Raw genomic sequence first — 6,057 nt, 5'->3', positions numbered from 1 at the left:
CGTAGTCCAAGACGAACAGGACAACCAACGACTCGTCAAAATATCCAACCAAAAGTAGCGGCCCAAACGGTCAAACGAAGTGGTGGAACGTTGGGAAGTAATCCTGCCTATCGACGTCCAGAAGTACGTAAAAAAATGGATCAAGTGAAGCAAGTAACGCAAGTTGATGTACCTCAAACGCATTCTACACCACAACGTGTACAACCCAAGGTAAATGAGCCAATCACACGTATGAATAGACATAATACGCCAATAATTAAGAAAGAAAAGAGAACTAAACAATCACCAGTTGTTCGCAGAGAACGCAAGAAACCTGGTACACAGAAGATAACAAACAAACCTAAAGGAGTGAGACAACCTCGTGCAAGGAAATAATTTGTTTAACAATGGCTTGCTACAACCAAAGAAACCGCCAATAGGGCAAGAACAACAAAAAATGACTCGCTACCACCAACTCCGACTAGTCTTTGGATTAGTCGGAGTTCTTTTATATCCTTTTGCGATTTTAGGCAGTATTCCATTACTAATTGGTCTAGCGGTTGATAAAAGAGACAAGGCTGCAAATGTATTTGATATGGATTATGAGAGTTTTTTGAAACGAAATAGTATTGTCTTTCTTAGTTTTTCAGCTGTGTTATTTGTAATAAATGTCTTTGCATTTATCCTCTGGATTCCCAGAGGGTATCTGTCTGCGTATCTTCTTTTCCCCTTAAATCTTCTTCATACAGCACTGCGTTTTAATTGGGAGACAATAGTCGCTTTGCTTATTGGATCAAGCGGAATGGGAGCCATTTTTTTGGCATTTTCTTCATTTGTGGCAAAACGAAAAGTGATTTCAAAGGAAGACGAACGGAAGAAAATAACCGAATCAAAAGCCTACAAAGACCGAGAAAAAAATAAATTTGAAGAGTCGCAACGCTTCACAGATGAACAAGAAGAAGCGTATGAAGAAGCAGTAGAAACGGTTGATATTGACAAGTATAAAGAACTATCCAATCAATTATTGCTTGGTACAAGTGAGTTCGGGTTGCCGTATATCATCAACTTTTCAGAGTTCAATCAGCATGTTCTTGTTCCCGCAACGACAGGTTCAGGGAAAACAACGTTACTTCAATTACTCGTCCAACACGCAGTCAAATTTAATTTTCCGGTGATATTGATTGATGGAAAAGGCGCTCGAGATACATTAGAAAGTATGCGAGAAATTGCCAAATTTTATGACAAAGAAGTACATGCTTTTACGGATGATGGCGATATGAGATATAACCCAGTAGAGCATGGAAATGACATATCTATTCGGGATAAGTTAGTGTCTTTAGCCGAAACAGAAAGTGTCTTTTATTCAGGCGCAGCGAAAGCTCTTTTGCAAGTAACAATTCAATTGTTAGACGAGTTTAAAGGAGCCAAGGTTACTTTATCTGGAGACACTCGTACGACAGAAACCGTTGAACGAAGTCTACCATTTGTTCAACGATTTTTACTTCCGAGAAATGTTTTACACTTATTTGCGGATGCGATTTTACCAAACAATCCCAAACTATTTGAGATTGAAGTAGAAAAGAAAATACAAAAACCTAAGAAAAAATCAGTGAAAGAAGGAAGCGAGATACTGCCTGATTCAGATCTTGATAAAGAAGAAAAAGAGGAAGATTCACAAATTAAGAACAGTAAATTTAGAAACATTTCCCAACTAGGAATAGCACAAAAAGAAACGGAAACGATTGTCCTTAATCCAGAAACATTAGATTTAGACTCGTACTATTTATTACTAAAACGAAACCTAAGATATTTGCCAACAGACAAAGAAACAGGAGAAAATATCAAACAAAAATTGTTCGAACGATTATTTATTCGTTATGAACATAAAGATTCACCGTTTTATTTGTATGCCACATCAGAAGCATTACAGACAAACATTAACATGTTATTAGACAGTGAGTTAGGAAAATTATTTGATACTAAAAACGCAAAAAATGTTCTCGATGTGCAAGAAATTGTCAATCAACGAAAGTTAGTTTACGTATCGTTCAATGGGTTGATTTACAAAGAATATATCCGCACTTTAGCCCAAATGTTAGTCGGAGACGTAAATTATTTTGCTTCTGAAATGTATCGAAAAAATGTTAAACGTGAAGTCCTTGTGATTTTTGATGAACCTGCTTCTTATCTAAATGAAACGTTTATTGATATGGTAAATAAAGGTAGAGGTGCAGGTGTTTACGGTATTTTCACCCCTCAAACGATGGCAGATATTGCAAAATTAGGGGATAAATTAATGGAACAACTTGTCGGAAATGTGAATACTTTGTTCATTGGAAAGACCAACGAAAAAGGTGAAGCCGAGTATTGGAGTGAAACAATGGGAACGTATCAAGACATTGATGTAACTTCAGTTACGGAACAAGAAGATGGTTATTCAGATGTTGGAAAATCTGATTGGTCAGGAGATAGAGGAACCAAACGTAATGTAGATCGCTTCAAAATTAGTCCAAACAAGATAAAAGAATTGCGTACAGGGGAGTTTATTATTTATCGTACAGCAGAAAATGTAAACCTCCCACCACAAAAAGTTTATGTGCGAAACGCACTCGAATGGTTACAAAAAAGTAATTCAAAATAGATTAATATAGTGTGTCAAATTTTGGAAACATCATGGAAATACTTAGGAAAACCACTGGAAAGTGTGTGGAATTATAAATTGTAGTGGCGTGTCCTCGGCGCTTGGTATAAAAGGCTTTCTCCGCCTGCAAAATTCCTGACCATTTTCGCTCAACGTGGGTTAAAACCCCCATTAAGCGAAAATGGTCAGGAATTTTGCAACTACGAAAAAAATACCAAGCGCCGAGGACAAACAGAATAGAGTAAAAAAATAGAATGAGTAAGGTGATAGAAGTAATAAAAAATAAAGAAAAAAGTTCAAAAGATAAAGTTCAAAAGATTAACAACTACCCCTTGCGATAGACGCCCCTTCACCAAACCTTGAAGGGACTATCGCCCAAAGCAACAACCTCCTAAATCCTCCACCAAAACTTGGAGGACTTAAAAGCTGAAAAAGTATTTCTACACGTTGTTCCGAAACTCTTTTTCAATGAAACAAATAGGCTTTGCCTATTTGTACATTTTATAGAAATGAGGTGATACTTTGAAACCATTACTTTACAATTACTTTATTGATTATTCAAAAGAAGATAAGATACACTTGATTCTTTTGTGTTTACTACATGAATTGAGAGTTGTATCGGTAAAACAACTTATTGATTTTTGTCAATTTGATAATATGGCAAAAAAAAGTAGTGTATACGGTAATCTAAAAAAACTGAAGGAAAAAAATCTAGTGGAATGTTCCCAAATCGGATTAACAAAATTTTATTACCTAACAAAAGAAGGCCATAATTACATTGGTGGGTACTACACCTTGCCAAAAGTTCCTGAATACAATTTACAACACCACTTACAAATTAATGATTATCTGATAAAAATGTTGGAACTTTGTAATAAGCACCCGCACCTTAAGGCGGTAGTATCAGAACGTCGAAAAGTATATGAAGTAAAGGACGAGAAGAAAAATCAAAAAGGCGTAAAATACTTTGTTCCTGACTTCATTTTTATGTTTTTGGATAGTATTGGACGAGAAGTAGAGTGGCAATTTGAAATAGAATTAACACTAAAAACAAAACGACGTTATAGTCAGGGTGTGTTTCCGAAATACATTAAACATTTAAAAAATTATGAAGATGCACGCTTAATTTATGTAACACCTAGTTCAATCATTAAAGAAGAACTTGATATGTTTAAAGAATATTTTATTGACAAAGAAGGGGACGAGTACAAAGAAGTGTTTGATCGATTGCATGTTTTTTCAGCTGAAGAATTTGAAAGTGAACTGAAACGATTACTAGAAAAAGATAAATTCATTAATTGGGAGTGAGTTTCATGAGAAGAATAGAGAAAGAATTCAACAAGAAGCTAGCCGGTTACGAAAGAGAGTTAAAAAAATTAGGATGTCTGGATGATGAAACAGGACTTATTCCCATAAGCAAAAGACGATGGCAGGTCATTTGGTGGCAACCTGTTACACTTGCAAAAACAATCGTGAGATCTTTTCGATTAACGCTAGATAATGAAAACTTATGTATTTTAGGAGATGTAGAAATCACTATTTATCATGATGGAACATATGGTATTTCTAAAGAAGCTGTCCCAATTTTTATTAATGATTTATTGTCTTTAAAAAAGTTAATTACTATTTTCTATGGAACACCTTTTAGCTTAAATTTTGAAAAAATTCGCTGCGTTAATTTTAACAGGTATTGTGTCTCTATTCCTGAAATTTATGTCGAGAAATTTGAAGTATTAATAAACTACTTGATAATTTTAAGTAGCTGCTTACATGAAGTGAAAAAGCACGTAGAATATGATTAACAAGCTTTTCTTCTTTCAGAAGAACACCAATAGATTGTTTGAGTTCGCATACGCTCACCTAAGAGAGGAAAAGAACGAAGTCAAGCTTCGTTCTTTTTTCTACGTCGGAGAACCGACGTAGTGATTCAGACGCAAAAACCATGCGTCTGAATCAGGCCCGTTTTTAGGAAGGGCTAGTGTGTTTGATTTATCAGTTCTCACAGCCGTGTAATTTCTAAGATTCCCTAATCGTCTATCAGTCACTCGGCGAGTATAACCTAAAACATAACCTGTCGGAGGTCAAGGGCAAGTGGCATCGGCAAGCCGACCCTTGTCCTCCGACAGAACATGTTTTCTAGTCGGTTATGCCGAACGACCGATATACGAAAAGGGAATCTAACCAGAATTTCCCCTCTGACCTTTGAAAACTGAAAAGCGAAATCAAACAAACAGGCCTTCGTCTAAAAACGAGCCTAATCAAACCTTAGGGGTTGCACCCCTAACACCCGGCGCCTCACTCTCTCAACCGAAAAGGTTGGTCGGAAAAGCGTTGACAAAAACATAGTTATTTATTGGTTGTTTGAAAATAAAAATTGAAAGAAGGAAAGCAAAATGCTAACAACAAAAGAAAAAAACAGATTTAAAAAAATGGTAGAAGGAAACAAAACGTTTCATTATTCTTATGTCGATAGACTTAGACAAGATGTAAGATATTACGTTAATCAATGTGAATCAGCTGTTAAAGCTAGAGAAAGCATGGAAATCTTAGAATTTATCTACAGTCTATTTTCTGATAAAGAGTTACCAGCATGGTACACAAAAGCCGACCTTGAAAATGATAAAAAATCAATTGAAAAATTGGAACGCTGGGCAGCTTAGCTGTTCAGCAACAATCAGAAAGGGCGATTAGCATGAAATTTATCAAAGATGTAACGACATTAGAAGAATTGAAACGCGTATATAAAAAGCTAGCTTTAAAGTACCACCCTGACATGGGCGGTACTGATAAAGAAATGGCGCAAATAAATAACGAGTATGAAGCGTTGTTCGATAAGCTTAAAAATACACACAAAAATAAAGAAGGTGAGTACTACCAAAAAGAAACGACAGAAACACCGCAAGAATGGCAAGAAATCATACACAAGTTGTTAATACTAAAAATGGAAAATGTTTCAATTGAAGTGATAGGCGCATTCTTATGGGTATCAGGGAATACAAAGCCTTATAAAGAAGAGTTGAAAGCTTTAAATATGAAATGGAGCAACAACAAAAAGTCCTGGTATTTAGCCCCCGATGGATATAAAAAACGCAGTAAGAAAAAATACAATATGAGCGATATTCGCAATATGTATGGTTCGCAGGTAGTTAAAGAAGAACAAGCCAAACAAAAGACATTAACAGCAACAGCCTAAGGAGGAAGTACAATGGAACAACAACACCCGACTATTCACACATTAAAAATTGAAACCGAGTTTTTCAAGGCAGTAAAAGAACGGCGAAAAACATTTGAGATAAGAAAGAACGATCGTAATTTTCAAGTAGGGGATATTTTAATTCTCGAAGAATATATGAATGGCATGTATTTAGATGATGAATGCGAAGCGGAAGTTATTTATATCACGGATTATGCACAACGTGAAGGTTATGTGGTGCTAG

At 35.7% G+C, this 6,057-nt stretch carries 6 protein-coding genes and 1 pseudogene; all 7 read left to right on the top strand.

Annotation, left to right across the window (positions count from 1 at the left end; genetic code table 11):
- A pseudogene (locus KQI94_RS15225) lies at positions 1-375 on the top strand (hypothetical protein); the annotation flags it as partial.
- The gene (locus KQI94_RS15220) at positions 362-2,620 is read left to right on the top strand and encodes a TraM recognition domain-containing protein (protein ID WP_002406545.1); all 2,259 of its coding nucleotides are present in this window, start codon (positions 362-364) and stop codon (positions 2,618-2,620) included. The pseudogene KQI94_RS15225 and the gene KQI94_RS15220, both read left to right, overlap by 14 nt.
- A 522-nt stretch (positions 2,621-3,142) precedes the next feature.
- Positions 3,143-3,928, top strand: a complete 786-nt coding sequence (locus tag KQI94_RS15215; RefSeq protein ID WP_025190874.1) for a replication-relaxation family protein — start codon at positions 3,143-3,145, stop codon at positions 3,926-3,928.
- 5 nt (positions 3,929-3,933) lie between these two features.
- Positions 3,934-4,422, top strand: coding sequence for a hypothetical protein (locus KQI94_RS15210; RefSeq protein ID WP_216454573.1), 489 nt, complete (start codon positions 3,934-3,936; stop codon positions 4,420-4,422).
- Positions 4,423-5,013: 591 nt separating this feature from the next.
- The gene (locus KQI94_RS15205) at positions 5,014-5,280 is read left to right on the top strand and encodes a hypothetical protein (RefSeq protein ID WP_002368091.1); all 267 of its coding nucleotides are present in this window, start codon (positions 5,014-5,016) and stop codon (positions 5,278-5,280) included.
- A 32-nt stretch (positions 5,281-5,312) separates the two neighbouring features.
- Complete coding sequence (locus KQI94_RS15200; protein ID WP_142959368.1) at positions 5,313-5,813, top strand: DnaJ domain-containing protein; 501 nt, start codon at positions 5,313-5,315, stop codon at positions 5,811-5,813.
- Positions 5,814-5,825: 12 nt separating this feature from the next.
- On the top strand, positions 5,826-6,057 hold a 232-nt coding region (locus KQI94_RS15195), incomplete at its 3' end, for a DUF3850 domain-containing protein (RefSeq protein WP_216454571.1).

Origin of the sequence: Enterococcus sp. S183_ASV_20 (genome assembly GCF_018919685.1) — a bacterium.
Taxonomy (GTDB): Bacteria; Bacillota; Bacilli; order Lactobacillales; family Enterococcaceae; genus Enterococcus; species Enterococcus faecalis.
The sequence above is the reverse complement of the archived record's forward strand: the minus strand, read 5'-3'. Positions and strand labels throughout refer to the sequence as shown.

Bases quoted from the DNA above. Each gene is read 5' to 3' on its own strand.
- KQI94_RS15205 (WP_002368091.1), top strand. From the start codon at position 5,014: ATGCTAACAACAAAAGAAAAAAACAGATTTAAAAAAATGGTAGAAGGA.
- KQI94_RS15210 (WP_216454573.1), top strand. From the start codon at position 3,934: ATGAGAAGAATAGAGAAAGAATTCAACAAGAAGCTAGCCGGTTACGAA.
- KQI94_RS15200 (WP_142959368.1), top strand. From the start codon at position 5,313: ATGAAATTTATCAAAGATGTAACGACATTAGAAGAATTGAAACGCGTA.